This is a genomic window from Paeniglutamicibacter gangotriensis Lz1y (genome assembly GCF_000348945.1).
Taxonomy (GTDB): Bacteria; Actinomycetota; Actinomycetes; order Actinomycetales; family Micrococcaceae; genus Paeniglutamicibacter; species Paeniglutamicibacter gangotriensis.
In genome coordinates this window covers 98,792-118,098 of sequence record NZ_AOCK01000008.1, presented here as the reverse complement: position 1 = coordinate 118,098, position 19,307 = coordinate 98,792, and the positions used below count along the sequence as shown (strand labels likewise).

Sequence of the window (19,307 nt, the reverse complement as noted above, 5' to 3'; positions counted from 1 at the left end):
CAAGCAATGGCCGGTGGACCCCTCTATGTCCGCTGCCCCTCACCGGCGGCATGCCTGCCTGCCGCCCTCCCGCTGAACAGGCAACCACCCAGAAACGTACCTTCCAATGCGCGGTAGCCGTGGTAACCACCACCGCCGAATCCGGCCGCCTCCCCCGCCGCATACAGCCCCGGGACGGCGTTCCCTGCCGTGTCCAGCACACGGGAGTCCAAGTCCGTCTGGACCCCACCCAGTGATTTGCGAGTCAGGATCCTCAGGCGCACCGCAACCAGCGGGCCGGCCTTCGCCTCGGTGATCCGATGTGGCTTGACGCTGCGCACCAACTTGTCCCCGAGGTAGTTCCGGGCCATGGTGAGCGCAGAAATCTGCCCGTCCTTGCCAAAGGAGTTGGCCACCGCCGAATCCCTGGCTTCCAGGACCTCGGCTACTTGTGCAGGATCAAGGAGGTCTTCACCGGTGAGCTTGTTCATCTTGGCCACCAATTCGTGGATCGTGGGGGCTTGGAGGAAGTCTTCCCCGTGCTCAAGGAAGGCCTGGACCGGGCCTGGCACATCAACCCGGGCACGCGCCAGCACCGCGCGGACGTCCTTGCCGGTGAGGTCGGGGTTCTGTTCGGAGCCCGAGAGCGCAAACTCCTTGCCGATGATGCGGCGGTTGAGAATGAACCAGCTGTGATCGTGCCCGGTACTGCGCAGGTGCGCCAAGGTGCCCAGGGTGTCGAACCCGGGCCACAGCGGAGCGGGTAATCGCTGTCCTTGGGCATCGATCCACAACGAACTGGGGCCGGGCAGGATGCGGATCCCGTGACGCTCCCAGACCGGGTTCCAGTTGCCGATCCCTTCGGTGTAATGCCACATTCTGTCCCCATTGACCAGTCGGGCACCGGCGCGCGCGGCGATGTCCAGTCCACGCCCATCCACATGCGCAGGCACTCCGGAGACCATGGTTTCGGGTGGGGTGCCTAGGCGTTCGGGCCACGCAGCGCGGACCTTGTCCAGGTTCCCTCCGATGCCGCCGGTGGCCACGACCACGGCCGGGGCAAAGTATTCGAAGTCCCCTGTCGCGTTCCTGTTGCTTGCCACCCCGCGCGGGGCTGCGTCAGGTTCCAAGACGGTGCCGCGTACCCCGGTGACGGCTCCGTCGCGGAGGACCAGCTCATCGAGTTGGTGCCTGAAGAGCATCACCAGTTGCCCCTTGGCTTGGGCGGCCTTGGCCGCCTTGAGGAAGGGTTCGAGCAGTCCCGGACCGGTCCCCCAAGTGATGTGGAAGCGTGGCACGGAGTTTCCCGGACCCTGGGCACCGGCACCGCCGCGTTCGGCCCATCCGACTACTGGGAAGAAGCGGATGCCGCGATCGTGCAGCCATGCGCGCTTGCCTCCTGCCGCCCATTGCACATAGGCGGTGGCCCATTTGCGCGCCCAGTAATCTTCCTCGCGGTCGAAGCCCGCGGTGTTCGCCCAGTCTGCCAGGGCGAGTGCTTCGGAATCTTTGACGCAGAGCCGGCGTTGCTCGGGCGAATCGACCAAAAAGATCCCGCCGAAACTCCAATGGGCCTGGCCTCCGAGGTTGGCCTCGGGTTCTTGGTCCAGTAGTAGGACGCGGGCCCCTGCCTCGGTGGCCTCGGTGGCTGCCACGAGTCCGGCCAAACCGGCACCGACGATGATGACATCGAAGTGTTGTGAATGCGGGAATGTCGACATGGTTCCAGACTAGCGTCGAAGTGGCCCGGGCCACACGAGTCAGGGCCGCAAGACGAGGTGCCGTTCGGTTTGTTGTTAGTCTGCAGGCGTGCACTTTCTTGAACGAGGTTCCGGTACCCCACTGGTGGTAATCCACGGGTTTTGCGTCGATCACCGCTTGCTGTTGGGTCTCGATCCGGTATTGGCCGCCCGTGGTGGTTGGCGGCGGATCTATCTTGATCTTCCGGGAATGGGGCGATCGGTTGCCGGGCCGCAGCTGCGCAGCAGCGATGCCGTGGCGGACGCCCTGGCATCATTCATTCGCGACACCGTGGGCAGCGCGTCCTTTGCACTGCTGGGGAATTCCTACGGCGGGATGCTGGCCCGCCACCTCGCGGCCGAGTTTGGTGGGCAGGTCCTGGGACTGGCGCTGCTCTGTCCGGTGGCGGTGGCCGAGAATTCTCGTCGGGTGTTGCCACCACGCAGCGTCCTGCGCCAGGACCCTGCCCTGCTGGCCTCGCTGGTTCCGGAGGATGCCGAGGCATACGCAGAGATGGCGGTCATCCAGTCGGCGGAGAACTGGGGACTTTTCCGGGATTCGGTACTGCCGGGGCTGCGGTCATTCGACCGTTCGGCAATCGGCCGGATCGCCGGGCGCTACGCGCTGTCCGTGGAACCCGAGGACCGGCATGAGGTCTTCTCCGGTCCCACACTGATCATTACTGGGCGCCAAGACCACGTGGTGGGATTCACCGACCAAGCAGCATTGGCCGAGCGTTACCCGGATAGTGAACTGGTGATCCTCGATCGTGCCGGACACAACGCACATCTGGACCGGCCCGGAGCCGTCGCCGAGCTACTCGATGCATGGCTTCGCCGTATGGATAATCCTCAGGATTCATAGCTACCCGCGCGTGCCATCCGTCCCTTCGGCCCGCGCGGCCAGTGAAGCGGCCAACGAGCCGAAGCCGGAGAAGTCCTTGGACCCGGCTTCGCCCCAGACCACCAGGACGCGCAGCACACCGTCCCCGGTGTTACGTAAATCGTGTTCCACCTCCGCCGGAGCCAGCACGCTGTCCCCGGCGCCCAGCTCATAATGTTCCTGGCCCACCTGCATCTGCGCACTTCCTTCGAGCACCAGGTAGAACTCTTCGACGGCCATCCCGTCGCCGTGGTGGGAGTGCATGCCCTCGTACCCTCCGGGCTCAAGTTCCCAGGTCTGGATGGCCACGGGCATGGCCATGGAATCGGCGAAGTGGAATTGCATGCGGGTGGGACTGCCCTGGTGCAGGGAGTAGTCGAAGGTGTGCGCTCCGCGTGCTTCAAACATCGATGCTTCTTCTCCTCAATCAGATAACCGGGGCTCCCAGACGCAGACTGATCTGCCGGGCGGCCCTGATGCAGGCGGTACATAGTTGGCGTAGCTGTGTTTCGGAGACCCGGTAATAGGGGGCCGCGATCATGACGCTAGCCACCACCGCTCCACGGTGGTCAAAAATCGGGGCGGCCACGCCCACCTCATCTACGGAGGTCTCGCCGTGGTTGGCCGCGTAGCCTGTGCTCCGGACCCTCTCAAGCCGGGTGAGATAATCGGTCCGTGTCGCCTCGGTATTGGCTGGCAGCACCACTGCCCCCGATTCAAGCAGCGTTGCTGTCTTGGCAGGCTCCTCATACGCCAGAAAAACCTGCACCGAGGCGCTGAGTGCGGTGTTGTACCGGCTCCCCATGGCCGAGGTGTGTTTGACCTGGTGGATGCTGGGGATCTGCTCGACCGAGACCGATTCGGCTCCGTCCCAGATGGTGAGCACCGCGGTTTCACCGGTGTCTCGGGCCAACTCGTTCAGGAACGGGAAGGACACCCGCCGCACATTCAGGTTGGCTAGCAGCGGCCCTGCCACGGCGATCAGCCCCAGGCCCAGCGAGTATTTGCGGGTGGCTTCGTCGCGGGCCACGATGCGTTCTTGTTCCAGGGTCGCCAAGATTCGCGAGACGCTGGATTTGTGCAGCCCCACCTGTGCGGCAATCTCGGTGACACCCAGTACCGGGTGCTCGGCGGTGAAGCAGCGCAACACATCGATGACGTTGACAATGACCGAGGCGCCGCGGGGTTCGGCGGCGGGGGTTTCGGTCGTTTGGGCAACCATGGGCAGGGTCCTCCTGTGGGTGGGACGGGGTGTGTCCGAGACGGTGGCGCGGATTTGGGTCCGCGGTGTGGTTAGGACTCCTCCACGCCGATGTCTTCGTTCCACAGTGAGCGGTTTTCGGTGATGAACCGCTCCATGAGTCCGGTGGCCTGCTGGTCGTCGACAACAACGACCTCGACGCCTCGGCTGCGCAGCAGCTCCAGCTCACCGGCAAAGTTCTTGTTCTCTCCCACCACAACGCGGCGGATCCCGAACAGGATGATCGATCCCGCGCACATGGCGCAGGGGGCGAGCGTCGAGTAGAGCGTGGCCCCGGCGTATGAGGTCCGTCGCCCCGCATTGCGCAGCGCATCCATTTCCCCGTGGGCCGTCGGATCCCCTCGTTGCACCCGGCGGTTACGCCCGGCACTGATCAGTTTCCCGTTTTCGAAGATGCTCGAGCCAATCGGGACCCCTCCTTCGCCGCCACCGAGCCGTGCCTGTTCGAGGGCAATGGCATATCCCGCGCGATCGTGTTGGTCCAGGTTCATGGCGTGAGACTCGATTCTTCGTCGTGAGGCGGTCGCCGAGGTGGAACACGGCGGGGTGGGTGGTGTGCACATGTGCATCCCACCCACCCCCATCATGCCAGCTTGGCTTTAGGCATCGATGATGTTGTTCTCCGGACCGAAGCCGAACTTGGTGATGTTCTCCACGCCGCCGTCCTCGCCAATGACCAGGATGTCGTGCTCGCGGTAGCCTCCGGCACCCGGCTCGCCGTCAAGGACGGTGACCATTGGTTCCATGGAAACTACCATGCCCGGCTCGAGGACCGTGTCGATATCCTCGCGCAGTTCCAGGCCCGCCTCGCGGCCGTAGTAGTGCGAAAGCACGCCGAAGGAGTGGCCGTAACCGAAGGTGCGGTTGGGCAGCAGACCGTGGCCGATGAAGATCTCGTTGAGCTCGGCGGCGATGTCCTTGCAGACAGCCCCGGGCTTAATCAATTCCAGGCCGCGCTTGTGCACCTCGACATTGGCGTTCCACACCTGCAGCGAGCGCTCGTCTGGCTCGCCCAGGAACAAGGTGCGTTCCAGGGCGGTGTAGTAGCCACTGGTCATCGGGAAGCAGTTCAGCGAAAGGATGTCCCCACGCTGAAGCTTGCGGGTGGTGGCCCAGTTGTGGGCGCCGTCGGTGTTGATGCCGGACTGGAACCAGACCCAGGTGTCGCGGACTTCGCGGTGCGGGAAGGTCTTGGCGATTTCGTGCACCATGGCCTCGGTACCGATCAGGGCGACCTCGTACTCGGTGATGCCCTCACGGATGGCTGCCTTGATGGCTTCGCCGCCGATGTCGCCGATGCGTGCACCGTGCTTGATGACCTCGATCTCCTCGGCGGACTTGATCATGCGCTGGCGCATGGCATCCTGCGAGACATCCACCAAGGCTGCACCGTCGAACGTGTCCGCGATGGCCTGGCGGGTCATGGTCGGCAGGGCGTCGTCCTCGACACCGAGGCGGGCGGCCTTCACGCCGTTGCGCTTCAGGGCCTCCTGCAGTCCGTAGTAGAAGTTGTCGCGCTTCCAGTCGGTGTAAACAATGTTGTCGCCGTAGCTGGTGCGCCACGGCATGCCGGCGTCGATGTTCGCGGTGATGGTGGTCGAGCTGTCGGCGGTGACCACCAGCGCGTAGTTGCGACCGAAGGTGGTGTAGAGGAAATCGGAGTAGTACTTGATGCCGTGGTAGCTGGTCAGGATGACCGCGTCGAGTTCTTTCGCAGCCATGATGGTGCGAAGGCCGGTCAAGCGGCGCTCGAACTCGGCGTCGGAGAACGTGAGCTGCTGCTTGGTCCCGTTGTGCAGGGTCTTCAGGCGCTCGAGCTCGGAAACATTGGTTGCGCTGTTCGCGGTGGTGGTCAAGGTATTGGCTCCTCAGAAGTAATCAGGTGGCAATGCAGACCGGCCCAATCCTAAGGATTGCGTGGATTCTTGGGAACCGCCGGAGAAGGTTTCGGACTGTTGCATTCACTGCAACACCGTTGCACTCAGACTATGTGTGTCCCACCTCACTGTCAAGTGTTATTTGGTGGACTTTGAATTTTTTCCACTACACGCAGTCGGCTCGCTGGCTCGGAGGGATTTGCGGAGCCAGGCCGTACGCTGCGGTAAAGGACGAAGGCCGTGGCATCCGCAGTTGCGGATGCCACGGCCTTGAGGCGAGATGATTATTCCCGGGCGGCCCGGTCCTCCAGGTCCACCTCTGCCGAGACCAACCGAACCGCGCCCTCCTTCCTGGGGTCGGGAACGACGATCAGTGTCGGATCGGGGTTGTTGATGTCCCTTTCCAGCCGCTTAATCGCCTTGTCGCGCTTAAGCAGGCGCCGGATCAGGTTCACGATCATCAGAAGGATCACAAACGAGAACGGGAAGGCCCCGATGATGGTGCCGGTTTGCACGGTGTCGACTACCGCGGTCCCGCCCAGCGTCAGCAGGACAGTGGTGACAGTACCCACGGAGAGCACCAGCACCACACGGAACACCGGTCCGGACTTGTGCGGCGCCGAGACAAACTCACTCAGCGCATAGATCCCCGAGTCCAGGGAAGTGACGTAGTAGGTGGCGACCAGGATGGTGGCCACCACCAGCAGGATGGTGCCGACCACGGGGACGGCGTCGAGCATCGCGAACAGGCCAGCAGAGGTATCGGCCGCCACCGCCGCACTGATGCCGCGGTCGGACTTGTCGTCGTAGAAAATGGCGGCCGATCCAATCACCGCAACCCAGACCATGACGATCAAGGTCGGGATGACTGTCACACCCAGGACAAACTCACGGATGGTGCGCCCGCGGGAGATCCGGGCAATAAAGCCGGCGACGAAAGGTGAAAAGGCAATGACCCAGCACCAGATGAACACCGTCCACCAGCCATTCCAGCTGTCCTGCCAGCTCGCCAGCGTCGTGGTGGCCAAACCCGAGTCCGTCCACATGCTCATATCCACGAAGTTCGCCATGAAGCTGCCGAAGGTCTGGGACATGTTCGAGATGATAAACAGCGTCGGGCCGAAGATCAGCACGGCCACCACCAGCACGATGCTCAGAATCGAGTTCACACTGCTGATCCGGGCCATGCCCTTGTTGATGCCAACGATGGCCGAGACCGAGGTGATACCGGCGAAAATCAGGATGACCATGAACCACATCACCGGGCTGGCTGCGATACCGGTGAAGGAGGTGATGCCGGAGCTGAACTGCATGGCTGCGAATCCGAAGGACGTGGCCAAGCCGAGCACGGTGGCTATGATGGCCAGCAGTTCGACGACGACGCCTGCTCCGCGGCGCGACCAGCGGGGCAGGATATCGACGGTGGCCTCGCGGAATGTCAGGGTCTTGCCCAGGTTGTGGTGCGAGTAGGCCAGGCATACCGCCACCACGCAATACATAGCCCAGGCGGTCAGGCCCCAGTGGAAGTAGGTCCATACGATTGCGCCTTCGGCCCCGCCGCTGGGTCCGGCCGGGATGACCGGGTTCTCGTCGCGCAGCATGATGGGTTCGGCGACCGACCAGAAGATCAGCCCGATGCCCTGCCCGCAGGCGAAGAGCATCGAGTACCACGCAAATTTGCTGTGCTGCGGTTTCGCGTTGGGTCCGCCCAGTCGGATCTTGCCCACCTTGCTCGTGGCGAGCCAGATGCACACCACCACGGTGAAGACCGAGTACAGGATGAATAGCCAGGTGAACCGGCCGGTCACGAAGGTGCGCATTTCGGAGATCGCTGCCGCCGCGTCGACCGGGTTGGTCAGCACCCAGATAATCACCCCTATGATCAGCACCGGTGGGATGACACGGATCAGCAACCTGTCAATTGGCGGGATGTGCAGTCCCGCGAAACGCGGGACCTCCACCGGGGCTGCAGCCATGGCGTTGGCTCCGGTTTCGGGTTCGGAACGCCGCGGCGTCCGAGGCTTTGCCTTGTCCAATGTCACGCTAAGACACCTCCAGGGTAATTTTTTCAAGCGACAGTTCGCCATCAAGTGCGGCCGCGACCTGGGTGGTCACCGCATCGAGCAGCAGCTGGCCGCGTTCTGCACTCGCGCCCTTTGCGCTGGAAAGGCAGCCACTGGCCGGTGTCCGCGCCGGATCCTCGGGAAAAATGTCGTAGGGGGTCAGCTTGGCCGGCGGGTGGTCCACGACGCGGGACATGTCCACCTTTTCCGGATGAAGCAACAACATCAGGGAGGTTTCCAGCACCCCGCCATGCTCTATGTCCCAGCCCAGGAAGCCATTGGGGAAGACCTGCTCTAAAGTGGCCTCGTCAACGAAGTCCCAGTAGGAAAGCAGTACTGCGCGCGAGGAAGTACTGCTGACACGGGCACGGGAGACTGCGTTGTCCAGGCCCTCGTAGATGAACTGGTAGTTCTCGAAGTGGCCATTGAGGATCACGACATGCGCGAACCCCTGGCTCAGGAACGAGGAAACCACATCGTCCACCATCCCGGTCAACGCCGCGGCACCCAGGCTGGTGGTTCCTACACGGTGGTTTCCGCCGCCCGAGCGTGGCTGGGACTTGTACCCGTAGGCGAAGACCGGGGCAACCACCGCGCCGGTCTTTTCGGCAACCACCCCGGCGATAGCCTTCGAGAGCATTGCGTCCACGCCCAAAGGCATATGCGGACCGTGTTGTTCGGTAGCTCCGGTCGGGATAATAACGGTTGAACCTTCCTCCGCCACGATTGCGGAGTAGGTCTCTGCGTCAAGGTCTTCAAGAAATACTGAGGTCATCGTTGTCTCCTAGAATGGACAGCGGACATGGTGCGTAAGAGTCTGGACGGAACGACCAGGATTCCGGCGAAGGAAAAGATGTTGCGTTCACCACAACCTTGTTGCAGTGAAACCCTCCCAGTGATTCGCCTCACAGTCAATCTTGGTTGCGTGGGATGAACCAGGACGGCCCCGGCCAAGCAGGAGCTGCTGCAGCCGAGGGGTTGCATCCGAAAGCGAACGCCACCCCCGCCTTGCGCCGGCTCGCGGGCGTGACATGGCGAGCCCGCGCGGGGCACGCCAGAAATGTCCCCGCAGCCACCCGCACACTCCCTAGCCGGCCTTTCGACCACAACGGCACGAGCTCACTCCGAAGCAGGGGGCCGGCTCCAGCTACGGGTGCGGCATGAAGCAGCAGGAAATATCGGCCCGATTGAACTGCGCGTCACTTTCATGAACGAAATCCGGACCGTTAGGCCAGCGGTTTCTTGCTGGTTTCCACCGAGCAGGCGACAGCGATCAGCGAGATCACGGCGGCTCCCATCAGGTACCAACCCGGGGCCAGCACACTGCCCGAGGTGGCGATCAAGACGGTGGCCACGAATGGTGCGGTGCCGCCGAACAGGGCGTTGGAGAGGTTGAAGCTGACGGCGAATCCGGAGTAGCGGACCCTGGTGGGGAACATTTCGGCCAGGTAGCTGGGCAGGGTCCCGTCGTTGAGGGTGAGCATGGCACCGAGCAGGATCTGCACCAGGATGATGACCAGGAAGTTGCCGGTGCTCAGCAGCATGAACGCGGGAATCGTGAGGAGGACGAATGAGATCGATGCACACATGAGGATCTTCTTGCGTCCAAATCGGTCCGACAGCATTCCCGTGATGAAGATGAATCCGATGTACGTCACCAGGGCCACGGTGGTGGCAACATAGGATGCCGTTTCATCGAGACCAAGTTCCTGAGACAAATAGGTCGGCATGTAACTGAGGATGACGTAGAAGCCCACTGCGTTGAGCAGCACCGCTCCGACGGCCTGGATCAGCTGGCGCCAGTGGTTCTTGAACAGCGAGGAGACCGGGGCCTTAACTGCGTTGTCTTCCTTGGCCAGCTCGGTGAAGACCGGGGAGTCTTCCAGCTTGGTCCGGATGTAGCGTCCAATCAGGCCCATGGGTGCTGCCAACAGGAACGGCAGGCGCCAGCCCCAGGACTGCATCTGCTCGGGCTCGAGCAATCCCGTCAGCAAGGCCGCCATGAGTGAACCCAACAGCAGGCCGGTGGCGGTGCTGGCCGGTACCACTGCGGCGTAGAGCCCGCGTCGGTTGGCTGGCGCGTACTCGACTAGGAAGGCCGAGGCCCCAGCGTATTCACCGGAAGCCGAGAAGCCTTGGACAACGCGGACGATGAGCAGCAGGATCGGCGCCCAGATGCCGATGGTGTTGTAGGAGGGAATCAGGGCTATGCAGAAGGTCGCGGCAGACATGATCAGGATCGACCAAGCGAGCGCTTCACGTCGGCCGATCTTGTCGCCGAGGTGGCCCCAGACAAAGCCGCCCAGCGGACGAACCAGGAAGGAGACGGCGAAGAGCGCGAAGGTGAGCATCAAGCCGGTTGCCGGGTCGGATTCGGGGAAGAAGACCGCGGTGATGGTTACCGCGAGGTAGCCGTACACTGCGTAGTCGAACCATTCCACGAAGTTGCCGATGAAACTTGCGGCAACGACCTTGCGACGCGTCTTCTTGCCAACCCCCATCGGGTCCGGACGCTCCTGGCCACTGAGCGTCGGACCGAGGCCGGATACCGGGAGATTGGTGAGCGTGCTCGTTGCAGAACGCGCGTTGGCTTCATTGCCAGCCACGGAATTTTTGCGCTGAATCATTTGGGAACCACCATAGGGTCTTGGGAGTTGCAGTCAGTGCAACACTGTTGCATTGACTCTATTTGTGTCACGCGTCACTGTCAAGGGTTGCCCCGCAGGCAATCCTGGCAAAGAGCCCCCGACATTACGCAGCACGGCCCCAAGCCCCACCTACCCTTTGGAACACGCTCTCAATATGAGTTCCCGTCGAGCCTTCTCAAATCGATATTCCATGGAATAGATTGCCCGCCGTCAGTGCATCAACCGATCACGAGCAGGAATCACTGCCAATAGGTCCGGCATATATCTGGATGCCGTGGCAACAGCTGGAATCCACCATCAAGGTATTCCGCCGTCAACCCCAGACTTACTGCCTTTCGCCGATCGCATCGAAGGGACGGAAGGCACAAATGCTCGAAGAGTGGCGATAGCGGGAGTTTTCACCCGCCCGGCCTGAGCAACGACCAGCTCATAACCATGCACGAGGGCATCGTCCACGATCTGCCGGAGCGCAGTTCCGACATTTGACGCACTGCGACGGACGGCTCCTTGTCGACAGCACTTTCCCCTGCATTGGCCGCTATTCGCGAACCTCTTCCCGCACTGGCTTGAGGGCCGATGGTGCGGCAACTTCTGACAGCGATGGATACGTACAGGTGAACTCGCCCCGATACCCGAAGAGGAATCCAAAGACAGGGTTCCGCACTTGCATCTGCATGCTGAACACCCCACGGTCTTCGTCGTAACTTTCATACAGATCCGCGGTACCGGTGATGAAGCCGGGAACGGTGAACGCCAGCGGCCCTTCGTAGAAGCGCAAGTCGCTCGTTTGAAGGTGAAGCGTCCCATTCTCCAGGACCTCCATGATGAGATCGGTGGCAAGATGCTGGTGCGTGCCTAGGTAGTCGACGACTCCTCCGCGCCGCGGGCTGTGCACCATCGTGGCATCAAAACGGCGATTCTTGGCGTCAGGAAGTTCCAGTCTCCGCACGAAGGTGACGGTCGGGCGGCCGAACCCATCAAGGTAGGGGAAGTTCTCGATCGAAAAGGGGATGTTCCTGCCCTGTTCGGGGAACAGGATGTTGCGGTAGGTGCCCAAGTGCAGGAACGGCAGGGTCCACCAGGATCCGCGCCGCACCTCGGAAAATACGCCGCGGCCCACGCACGCATAACCGGCTTCCACATCGACGCCGAAACGCTTCTGGAGCATGGGGTGCAGGCGCTCGAAATCCTGCCCCAGGGCCAGCTCAAAGATCGAAGCCATTACTTTTCCGCATTCCTTGTTAGGGCGACGGATCCACGTCCTTCGATCATCGTCAGCTCGGCACACTTCGATGATGCACGCATCGATCGGGCATCTGGCGCACGCCTCGCGCAGCCCTTCGAAGAGTTGGCCGTGTCCGCTTTTTCGCGCATCCACTCATCATAGAGTCCGATGACTACCCCCTTCGAAAGGGCTTGCAGACGTTCCGGGAACATATTCGATGCCTAGAGGGCGGCGCGAATCGTTTGCTCGAAGCTAGTGATGTGGCCCAGCGCCAGGGCCTCGGCATGGTCCGCCTCGCGGTCGGCAATGGCTTCGAGCAGCTCGACATGCTCAACGATGTGACCGGCGACCGACGGGACCTTGTCTAACACCAAGCACCAGATACGTGTTGCAAGATTGTCCAGACGAATGAGGGTTTCCTCAAGGTGAGGGTTCCCCGCAACACGATAGATCAGCCGGTGGACGCTGAGGTCGTATTCCATCAACCCCCGTTTGTCCACGTTTTTCTCCCCCAGTCGTTCAATATCCCGGGCCAGCTCACGCAACTCGTCGCGCTCGTCCTCGGACGCAGCCAGTGCAGCCTTGCGCGCGGCCAGCGGTTCGAGCGAACGGCGCATTTCCGAGACATCGGCAAGTTCTGTGATATCCACGATCGTGGCGAAGGTGCCTCGGCGCGGATAGGAAACCACCAAATGGTCAATCTCCAAGCGCTTGAGAGCCTCGCGCACGGGAGTGCGTCCCACTCCGAGCTCGGCCGCCAAATGGCCGTCGTTGATCGGTTCACCGGGGCGGATGTCGAGCATGATCAACCTGTCCCGGATATCGCGGTACGACTGCTCGGCCAGGGAAATTGATTCGCCCAGCACCTCCGGGGTGGCGGAGATAGTGCTCATGTAAAGGTCTCCTTGCTGTTGCCGAGAGTATGCCGTAGCTGCATTTCGAACGGCCTGACGTCACATTTCCCGCTGACTGTTGACAGCGTGTGATCCTCATCATAGCATTGCGGTAGTTCTGATATATCAATCATAAACAACTTGTACTTCAAGGAGTGAAAGCTGTATGACGGCCTCGAACACCACGCTTATCGAGTCAACGTTGACCGAAAGCATCGCCACCCTGGATCCGGAGATTGCTCAGCGCATCGACGCGGAACTGGCTCGCCAGCAGCGTGGCCTGGAAATGATTGCCTCGGAGAACCACACGGCCGTGGCCGTGATGCAGGCGCAGGGTTCGGTAGTCACCAACAAGTACGCCGAAGGCTACCCGGGTCGCCGTTACTACGGCGGTTGCGAAGAAGTCGACGTCATTGAGACGCTGGCCATCGAACGGGTCAAGGCCCTGTTCGGTGCGGGTTTCGCTAATGTGCAGCCGCACTCCGGTGCCCAGGCCAACGCCTCGGTGATGCACGCGCTGATCCGTCCGGGCGACACCATCATGGGGTTGAACCTGGCCCACGGCGGGCACCTGACGCACGGGATGAAGATCAACTTCTCCGGGCGCCTCTACAACATCGTTCCGTACGGTGTCGAAGAGGACACCTTGGTGGTGGATATGGACAAGGTCGAGGCCCTGGCCATCGAGCACCAGCCCAAGATGATTGTCGCCGGCTGGTCAGCCTACCCGCGTCAGTTGGACTTCGAACGCTTCCGGGCGATCGCGGACAAGGTCGGGGCGTACCTGTTTGTGGACATGGCGCACTTCGCCGGTCTGGTCGCCGTGGGGTTGCACCCTTCCCCGGTGCCGCACGCCCATGTGGTGTCCTCCACCACGCATAAGACCCTGGCCGGTCCACGTGGCGGGATCATCCTGACCAACGATGCTGACATCGCCAAGAAGATCAACTCCGCGGTGTTCCCCGGGCAGCAAGGTGGCCCGTTGGAGCATGTGATTGCCGGTAAGGCCGTGGCGTTCAAGATCGCCGCGACCGAGGAGTTCAAGGAGCGTCAGGAACGCACGCTGGCCGGTGCACATATCCTGGCGGAGCGTCTAAATGCTCCGGATGTTGCTGCGGCGGGCATCAGCGTGCTCACCGGTGGCACCGATGTGCACCTGGTGCTGGTGGATCTGCGCCATTCGGAACTTGATGGGCAGCAGGGCGAGGATCTGTTGGCGAAGGTGGAGATCACGGTGAACCGCAATGCGGTGCCCTTTGATCCCCGTCCGCCGATGGTCACCTCGGGTCTGCGCATCGGTACCCCGGCGTTGGCGACCCGTGGTTTCTCCGAAGCGGCGTTTGTGGAGGTTGCGGACATCATTGCCGAGACCCTCATCGCCGGCACCCAGGAGAATAACGAGGCAACGCTCGCGGCCCTCAAGGACCGTGTGCATGCCTTGGCTAACGCCCACCCCCTCTACCCAAACCTCGCCCCGATCGGAGCATAAGACCATGGCTGATATTCTTCCCGAGCACCCAGATTTCCTCTGGCGCAACCCGGAACCCAAGTCCTCCTACGACGCAGTCATCGTCGGTGGCGGCGGACACGGACTGGCTACCGCCTACTACCTGGCCAAGAACCACGGCATGACCAACATCGCCGTACTCGAACGCGGCTGGCTGGCCGGCGGCAACATGGCCCGTAACACCACCATCATTCGTTCCAACTACCTCTGGGACGAATCCGCGGGCATGTACGAGAAGTCCCTTAAACTCTGGGAGCAGCTCCCCGAGGAACTGGAATACGACTTCCTCTTCTCCCAGCGCGGGGTCATGAACCTTGCCCACACCCTGGGAGATGTGCGCGAATCCATGCGTCGGGTCGGCGCCAACCAGCTCAACGGCGTGGACGCCGAATGGATCTCCCCCGAGCAGGTCAAGGAACTGTGCCCGATCATCAACATCGAGGACAACATCCGCTACCCAGTTATGGGAGCCACCTACCAGCCGCGCGCAGGCATCGCCAAGCACGACCACGTCGCCTGGGCCTTCGCCCGCAAATGCGATGAGATGGGCGTGGACATCATCCAGAACTGTGAAGTCACCGGCTTCATCAAGGACGGCAACCGGGTCACAGGCGTCAAGACCAACCGCGGCACCATCAACGCCGGCAAGGTCGCCCTGTGCGGTGCCGGACACTCCTCGGTGCTGGCCGAACAGGCCGGCTTCGACCTGCCGATCCAGTCCCACCCGCTGCAGGCCTTGGTCTCCGAGCTGCACGAACCGGTCCACCCGACCGTGGTGATGTCCAACCACGTACACGTCTACGTCTCTCAGGCGCACAAGGGCGAATTGGTCATGGGCGCGGGCATCGACACCTACAACGGCTACGGCCAGCGCGGCGCCTTCCACGTGATCGAGGAACAAATGGCAGCGGCCGTGGAACTCTTCCCGATCTTCGGACGCGCCCACGTGCTGCGCACCTGGGGCGGCATCGTGGACACCACCATGGATGCCTCTCCCATCGTCTCCAAGACCTCGATCGACCAGCTCTACGTGAACTGTGGCTGGGGAACCGGCGGCTTCAAGGGCACCCCGGGTGCAGGTTTCACCTTCGCCCACACCATCGCCAACGACGAACCGCACGAGCTCAATGCCGCTTTCAACATCGAACGCTTCGAAACCGGCCACCTCATCGACGAACACGGCGCCGCAGCCGTGGCCCACTAGAAAGGGACCCACACAACCATGATGCTCATCGAATGCCCCTGGTGCGGGCCCCGAAACGAGACCGAATACGGCTATGGCGGGCAGGCCCATGTGGCCTACCCCGAAGATCCTTCTACCCTGAACGACAACGAATGGGCCAAGTTCCTGTTCTACCGCACAAACCCCAAGGGGCTCTTCGCCGAACGCTGGGTCCATTCGGCAGGCTGCCGCCGCTGGTTCAACGCGGTGCGTGACACCGTGACCTACGAGTTCAAGGCCGTCTACAAGCCAGGCGAACCACAACCCATCACCACCACCAACGCCCCGGCACAGGGAGGAACCAAATGAGCAGCACTTCTTCGCACCGACTTGGCGCCGAAGCATCGGCCTCCGCCCGCATCGACCGCGGGCGGGAAATCACCTTCACCGTGGACGGCCAACAGCTTTCCGGCTTTGCCGGGGATACCGTGGCCTCGGCCATGCTCGGCGCCGGAATCCGCGCCTGCGGCGACTCGCTCTACCTCAAGCGCCCACGCGGCATCGTCGCCGCGGGCGTCGAGGAGTCCAACGCGCTGATCAAGGTGGCCGCCCGCTTCGCCGGCCACGTCAACGAATCGATGCTCCCGGCCACCGCCGTGGAACTGACCGACGGCATGGAGGTCACCCTGCTGCAGGGACTGGGCCAGCTGGACCCGCGCGCCGATGAGGCGGTCTATGACCGCAAGCACGTGCACACCGATGTGCTCATCGTCGGTGCCGGCCCTGCGGGGCTTACCGCGGCACGCGAGGCGGCCAAGTCCGGCGCCCGGGTGATCCTCATCGATGAGCAGCCTGAGGCCGGCGGCTCGCTGCTCTCCGCCTCCACCGAAACCATCGACGGCAAGAGTGCCGCCGACTGGATCGCCGAGACCCGGGCGGCCTTGGACAGGTGCGAGGAGTTCACCTACCTTTCGCGCAGCACCGCCTTTGGCAGCTACGACGCGAACTACTTCGTGGCCGTCCAGCGCCGCACCGACCACCTGGCCGGTCAGTTGGGTGCCGGGGTGTCCCGCGAACGCATCTGGCACATCCGTGCCGCCCAGGTCGTGCTGGCCACCGGGGCGCACGAACGCCCGCTGGTCTTTGAGAACAACGACCGCCCCGGCATCATGCTGGCCGCCGCGGCCCGCTCCTACCTGAACCGCTACGGCGTACAGGTCGGCACGGACGTGGTCGTGGCAACCACCAACGACTCGGCCTACGCACTGGTCGAGGACCTGTTGGCCGCCGGCACCACCGTCTCGGCGGTCGTTGATGCCCGCGAGGAGCCCTCGATCCGCGCCACCGAAGTTTCGGCACGCGGCGTGCGGGTCATTCTCGGCTCGGTCATCGCCGACACTTCCGCCGGATCCGACGGCTCCCTGGCCTCTGTCACGCTCAGCGGCATCGACGCCGCAGGCGCGCTGATCGGGGACACCGAGACCCTCACCGCGGATGTGCTGGCGGTCTCCGGTGGCTGGAACCCGGTGGTGCACCTGCACTCGCAGCGCGAACGTCGCCTGGGCTGGAACGAAGAGCTCTCCGCCTTCGTCCCGGCGCACCCGGTGGCAAACCAGCAGACCGCAGGGGCCATGAATGGGCGCCTCGAACTGGCCTCCGCACTGGCCGAGGGCGCACGCGCCGGCGCAGATGCGGCAACCGCCGCAGGATTTTCCACCACCGCCGCAGTGCCCAGTGCACCGGCAGAGACCTTCGGGGTATCCCGCGCCGTATGGCTGGTGCCCTCGCTGGCAGGAGATGACTCCGCGTACACAACGCACTTCGTGGACTTCCAGCGCGACCAAACCGTGGCGGACGTTTTGCGTTCGGTCGGCGCGGGCATGCGTTCGGTGGAGCACGTGAAGCGCTACACCTCCATCTCCACGGCCAACGACCAGGGCAAGACCAGTGGGGTCAACGCCATCGGCGTGATCGCCGCGGCCCTGAACATCAACGACGTGTCGGGCATCGGCACCACCGCGTTCCGCGCCCCCTACACCCCGGTGGCCTTCGCCGCACTGGCCGGACGCCAGCGCGGGGAACTCTTCGACCCGGCCCGCTTGACCTCCATCCACCCGTGGCATGTGGCCCGCGGTGCGCTCTTCGAGGACGTCGGACAGTGGAAGCGCCCCTGGTACTACCCGCTGGAAGGCGAGGACATGGACACCGCGGTCTACCGCGAGTCCAAGGCCGTGCGCGACTCGGTGGGTTTCATGGATGCTTCCACCCTGGGCAAGATCGAGATCCGCGGCAAGGACGCCGGCGAGTTCCTGAACCGCATGTACACCAACGCGTTCAAGAAGCTCAAGCCCGGCTTGGGCCGCTACGGGCTGATGTGCAAGGCCGACGGGATGATCTTCGATGACGGGGTCACCCTGCGTTTGGACGAGGACAGGTTCTTCATGACCACCACCACCGGCGGCGCCGCGGGCGTGCTGGATTGGCTGGAGGAATGGCTGCAGACCGAATGGCCGGAGCTCGACGTCACCTGCACCTCTGTCACCGAGCAATATTCGACCGTCGCGGTGGTGGGACCCAAGTCCCGCGCCGTGCTGGCCAAGCTGGCCCCCGACCTTGACCTGGATACCGAAGCCTTCAAGTTCATGGCCTTCCAGGAGATCACCCTGGCCTCGGGCATCGAAGCGCGCGTCTGCCGCATCTCCTTCTCCGGCGAGCTGGCCTACGAGATCAACGTGCCTTCCTGGTACGGGCTGAAGATCTGGGAGGATGTGGCAGCAGCAGGGGAAGAATTCAACATCACCCCCTACGGCACCGAGACCATGCACGTGCTGCGCGCCGAGAAGGGCTTCATCATCGTCGGGCAGGACACCGACGGCACGGTGACCCCGCAGGACGCCTCGATGGAATGGGTCGTCTCCAAGGTCAAGGACTTTGTGGGCAAGCGTTCCTTCGACCGGGCGGATAACCAGCGCGAGGACCGCAAGCAGCTGGTCACCGTGCTTCCGGCGGACAAGGAACTGCGGATGCCCGAGGGCACCCAGCTCATCAAGAAGGGAGTTCCCTTGACCTCCCCCGATTCCCCGGTGCCCATGGAGGGCTTCGTAACCTCCAGCTACATCTCCCCGGCGTTGGGGCGCAGCTTCGGCATGGCCTTGATTGCCAACGGCCGGGCGCGCATCGGCGAGGAGCTTTCCGCCTATGTCGAGGGCAAGCTCGTCGACGTCGTCGTTGCCGAAACCGTACTTTTTGATCCCGAAGGGAGCCGTCGAGATGGCTGAGCAGGTATTGACCGACATTTCCGCATTGCGCACCAGCCCGTTGGGGCACCTGAGCGAAACACTGAAACAGGGGGCCGTGGCCGGGGAACGCGGGGTCTCGCTGCGCGAGATCGCCTTCACCACCCAGATCGGCCTGCGCGCCGAACCTGGTTCCGCGGCGCACGCGGCACTCTCCGCCGCTACCGGGGTGCACCTGCCCTCCGCGGCGGGCCAAGTCGTCGGGACCGAGGATGGCACCGCGGTGCTGTGGCTGGGCCCCGATGAGTTCCTGCTGGTGGCCCCGGATGGCAGCGAGCCGTTCTCGAGCCTGGTGGCGGCACTGGGTGACGAGGCGGGACAAGTCGTTGACCTCTCGGCCAACCGCACCGTGATCGAGCTGAGTGGGCCCAGCGCCCGGGCGGTGCTGGAAAAGAGCTGCCCGGCGGACCTGCACCCACGCAGCTTTGAGATCGGCAGCGCCATCACCACGGTCCTGGGACCGGTGCCGGTGCTGTTGTGGAAAACCGGTGAGCAGACATTTAGGGTGCTGCCGCGTGCCTCGTTCGCGGACTACACCGCACGCTGGTTGCTCGATGGCATGGCGGAATTCGCCTCCGAGCCCATCGACTAGGCGCACCTCGGCCTTCGGCGGCACCGCGGGCGGGCGATCCTCATTAGTGGATGATCGCCCGCCCGCGGTGCCGTTGCGGCGAAACCATGCAAGCGGAGCACCTGGCGCATCTAACCGTGCTTACGATGAACCAGCAGCAATAATCGAAGAACATCCTCGCGGCACTGCGGCCGCGCCAGTTA

At 63.1% G+C, this 19,307-nt stretch carries 16 protein-coding genes; 6 read left to right on the top strand and 10 right to left on the bottom strand.

From position 1 onward, the window contains the following. Positions 1 to 23: 23 nt before the first annotated feature. The gene (locus ADIAG_RS13595) at positions 24 to 1,700 is read right to left on the bottom strand and encodes an FAD-binding dehydrogenase (RefSeq protein ID WP_007271963.1); all 1,677 of its coding nucleotides are present in this window, start codon (positions 1,698 to 1,700) and stop codon (positions 24 to 26) included. An 88-nt stretch (positions 1,701 to 1,788) separates the two neighbouring features. On the opposite strand from ADIAG_RS13595, the gene ADIAG_RS13590 reads away from it, so the two are divergent. After that, on the top strand, positions 1,789 to 2,583 hold the full coding sequence (locus tag ADIAG_RS13590) for an alpha/beta fold hydrolase (protein ID WP_043475027.1): 795 nt from the start codon (positions 1,789 to 1,791) through the stop codon (positions 2,581 to 2,583). On the opposite strand, the gene ADIAG_RS13585 is transcribed toward ADIAG_RS13590, so the two are convergent. The 9 genes from ADIAG_RS13585 to ADIAG_RS13545 form a co-directional block, all read right to left on the bottom strand. Next, entirely contained in the window at positions 2,584 to 3,009 is a 426-nt protein-coding gene (locus ADIAG_RS13585; protein WP_007271961.1) for a cupin domain-containing protein, read from the bottom strand. 19 nt (positions 3,010 to 3,028) lie between these two features. Continuing rightward, positions 3,029 to 3,823, bottom strand: coding sequence for an IclR family transcriptional regulator (locus tag ADIAG_RS13580; protein WP_007271960.1), 795 nt, complete (start codon positions 3,821 to 3,823; stop codon positions 3,029 to 3,031). A 71-nt stretch (positions 3,824 to 3,894) separates the two neighbouring features. Further along, on the bottom strand, positions 3,895 to 4,353 hold the full coding sequence (locus tag ADIAG_RS13575) for a nucleoside deaminase (RefSeq protein WP_007271959.1): 459 nt from the start codon (positions 4,351 to 4,353) through the stop codon (positions 3,895 to 3,897). Positions 4,354 to 4,461: 108 nt separating this feature from the next. Continuing rightward, positions 4,462 to 5,718: an aminopeptidase P family protein gene (locus ADIAG_RS13570; RefSeq protein ID WP_007271958.1), complete on the bottom strand. Its 1,257-nt coding sequence runs from the start codon at positions 5,716 to 5,718 to the stop codon at positions 4,462 to 4,464. Between the two features lie 305 nt (positions 5,719 to 6,023). Further along, entirely contained in the window at positions 6,024 to 7,781 is a 1,758-nt protein-coding gene (locus ADIAG_RS13565) for a BCCT family transporter (RefSeq protein ID WP_235045910.1), read from the bottom strand. A gap of 1 nt (position 7,782) precedes the next feature. Further along, the gene (locus ADIAG_RS13560; protein WP_007271956.1) at positions 7,783 to 8,577 is read right to left on the bottom strand and encodes a creatininase; all 795 of its coding nucleotides are present in this window, start codon (positions 8,575 to 8,577) and stop codon (positions 7,783 to 7,785) included. A 451-nt stretch (positions 8,578 to 9,028) separates the two neighbouring features. Continuing rightward, complete coding sequence (locus ADIAG_RS13555; protein ID WP_152426168.1) at positions 9,029 to 10,429, bottom strand: MFS transporter; 1,401 nt, start codon at positions 10,427 to 10,429, stop codon at positions 9,029 to 9,031. Positions 10,430 to 10,988: 559 nt separating this feature from the next. Then, positions 10,989 to 11,672 carry a DUF4166 domain-containing protein gene (locus ADIAG_RS13550; protein WP_007271954.1) on the bottom strand — a complete coding sequence of 228 codons (684 nt, stop codon included), beginning with the start codon at positions 11,670 to 11,672 and terminating at the stop codon, positions 10,989 to 10,991. A gap of 224 nt (positions 11,673 to 11,896) precedes the next feature. After that, the gene (locus ADIAG_RS13545; RefSeq protein WP_007271952.1) at positions 11,897 to 12,568 is read right to left on the bottom strand and encodes a GntR family transcriptional regulator; all 672 of its coding nucleotides are present in this window, start codon (positions 12,566 to 12,568) and stop codon (positions 11,897 to 11,899) included. A 166-nt stretch (positions 12,569 to 12,734) separates the two neighbouring features. On the opposite strand from ADIAG_RS13545, the gene glyA reads away from it, so the two are divergent. Genes glyA through ADIAG_RS13520 form a run of 5 tightly spaced genes read left to right on the top strand, consistent with a single transcriptional unit; the run spans position 12,735 to position 19,125 of the window. Then, positions 12,735 to 14,057 carry a serine hydroxymethyltransferase gene (glyA, locus tag ADIAG_RS13540; RefSeq protein WP_007271951.1) on the top strand — a complete coding sequence of 441 codons (1,323 nt, stop codon included), beginning with the start codon at positions 12,735 to 12,737 and terminating at the stop codon, positions 14,055 to 14,057. 4 nt (positions 14,058 to 14,061) lie between these two features. Next, positions 14,062 to 15,279, top strand: coding sequence for a sarcosine oxidase subunit beta family protein (locus ADIAG_RS13535; protein WP_007271950.1), 1,218 nt, complete (start codon positions 14,062 to 14,064; stop codon positions 15,277 to 15,279). A gap of 18 nt (positions 15,280 to 15,297) precedes the next feature. Further along, positions 15,298 to 15,606 (top strand): sarcosine oxidase subunit delta, encoded by a 309-nt coding sequence (locus ADIAG_RS13530; protein ID WP_007271949.1) that lies wholly within the window; start codon positions 15,298 to 15,300, stop codon positions 15,604 to 15,606. Beyond that, a complete protein-coding gene (locus ADIAG_RS13525) occupies positions 15,603 to 18,515 on the top strand; it encodes a sarcosine oxidase subunit alpha family protein (RefSeq protein ID WP_007271948.1) in 2,913 nt (970 codons plus the stop codon). Before ADIAG_RS13530 ends, ADIAG_RS13525 begins: the two co-directional genes overlap by 4 nt. Further along, positions 18,508 to 19,125: a sarcosine oxidase subunit gamma gene (locus ADIAG_RS13520; protein WP_007271947.1), complete on the top strand. Its 618-nt coding sequence runs from the start codon at positions 18,508 to 18,510 to the stop codon at positions 19,123 to 19,125. Before ADIAG_RS13525 ends, ADIAG_RS13520 begins: the two co-directional genes overlap by 8 nt. Positions 19,126 to 19,307: the final 182 nt, after the last annotated feature.

Excerpts from the sequence above, each read along its gene's own strand:
- ADIAG_RS13560 (WP_007271956.1), bottom strand. The coding sequence starts at position 8,577 with ATGACCTCAGTATTTCTTGAAGACCTTGACGCAGAGACCTACTCCGCA.
- ADIAG_RS13520 (WP_007271947.1), top strand. The coding sequence starts at position 18,508 with ATGGCTGAGCAGGTATTGACCGACATTTCCGCATTGCGCACCAGCCCG.
- ADIAG_RS13595 (WP_007271963.1), bottom strand. The coding sequence starts at position 1,700 with ATGTCGACATTCCCGCATTCACAACACTTCGATGTCATCATCGTCGGT.
- ADIAG_RS13545 (WP_007271952.1), bottom strand. The coding sequence starts at position 12,568 with ATGAGCACTATCTCCGCCACCCCGGAGGTGCTGGGCGAATCAATTTCC.
- ADIAG_RS13555 (WP_152426168.1), bottom strand. The coding sequence starts at position 10,429 with ATGATTCAGCGCAAAAATTCCGTGGCTGGCAATGAAGCCAACGCGCGT.
- ADIAG_RS13575 (WP_007271959.1), bottom strand. The coding sequence starts at position 4,353 with ATGAACCTGGACCAACACGATCGCGCGGGATATGCCATTGCCCTCGAA.
- ADIAG_RS13525 (WP_007271948.1), top strand. The coding sequence starts at position 15,603 with ATGAGCAGCACTTCTTCGCACCGACTTGGCGCCGAAGCATCGGCCTCC.
- glyA (WP_007271951.1), top strand. The coding sequence starts at position 12,735 with ATGACGGCCTCGAACACCACGCTTATCGAGTCAACGTTGACCGAAAGC.
- ADIAG_RS13530 (WP_007271949.1), top strand. The coding sequence starts at position 15,298 with ATGATGCTCATCGAATGCCCCTGGTGCGGGCCCCGAAACGAGACCGAA.
- ADIAG_RS13535 (WP_007271950.1), top strand. The coding sequence starts at position 14,062 with ATGGCTGATATTCTTCCCGAGCACCCAGATTTCCTCTGGCGCAACCCG.
- ADIAG_RS13550 (WP_007271954.1), bottom strand. The coding sequence starts at position 11,672 with ATGGCTTCGATCTTTGAGCTGGCCCTGGGGCAGGATTTCGAGCGCCTG.
- ADIAG_RS13585 (WP_007271961.1), bottom strand. The coding sequence starts at position 3,009 with ATGTTTGAAGCACGCGGAGCGCACACCTTCGACTACTCCCTGCACCAG.
- ADIAG_RS13580 (WP_007271960.1), bottom strand. The coding sequence starts at position 3,823 with ATGGTTGCCCAAACGACCGAAACCCCCGCCGCCGAACCCCGCGGCGCC.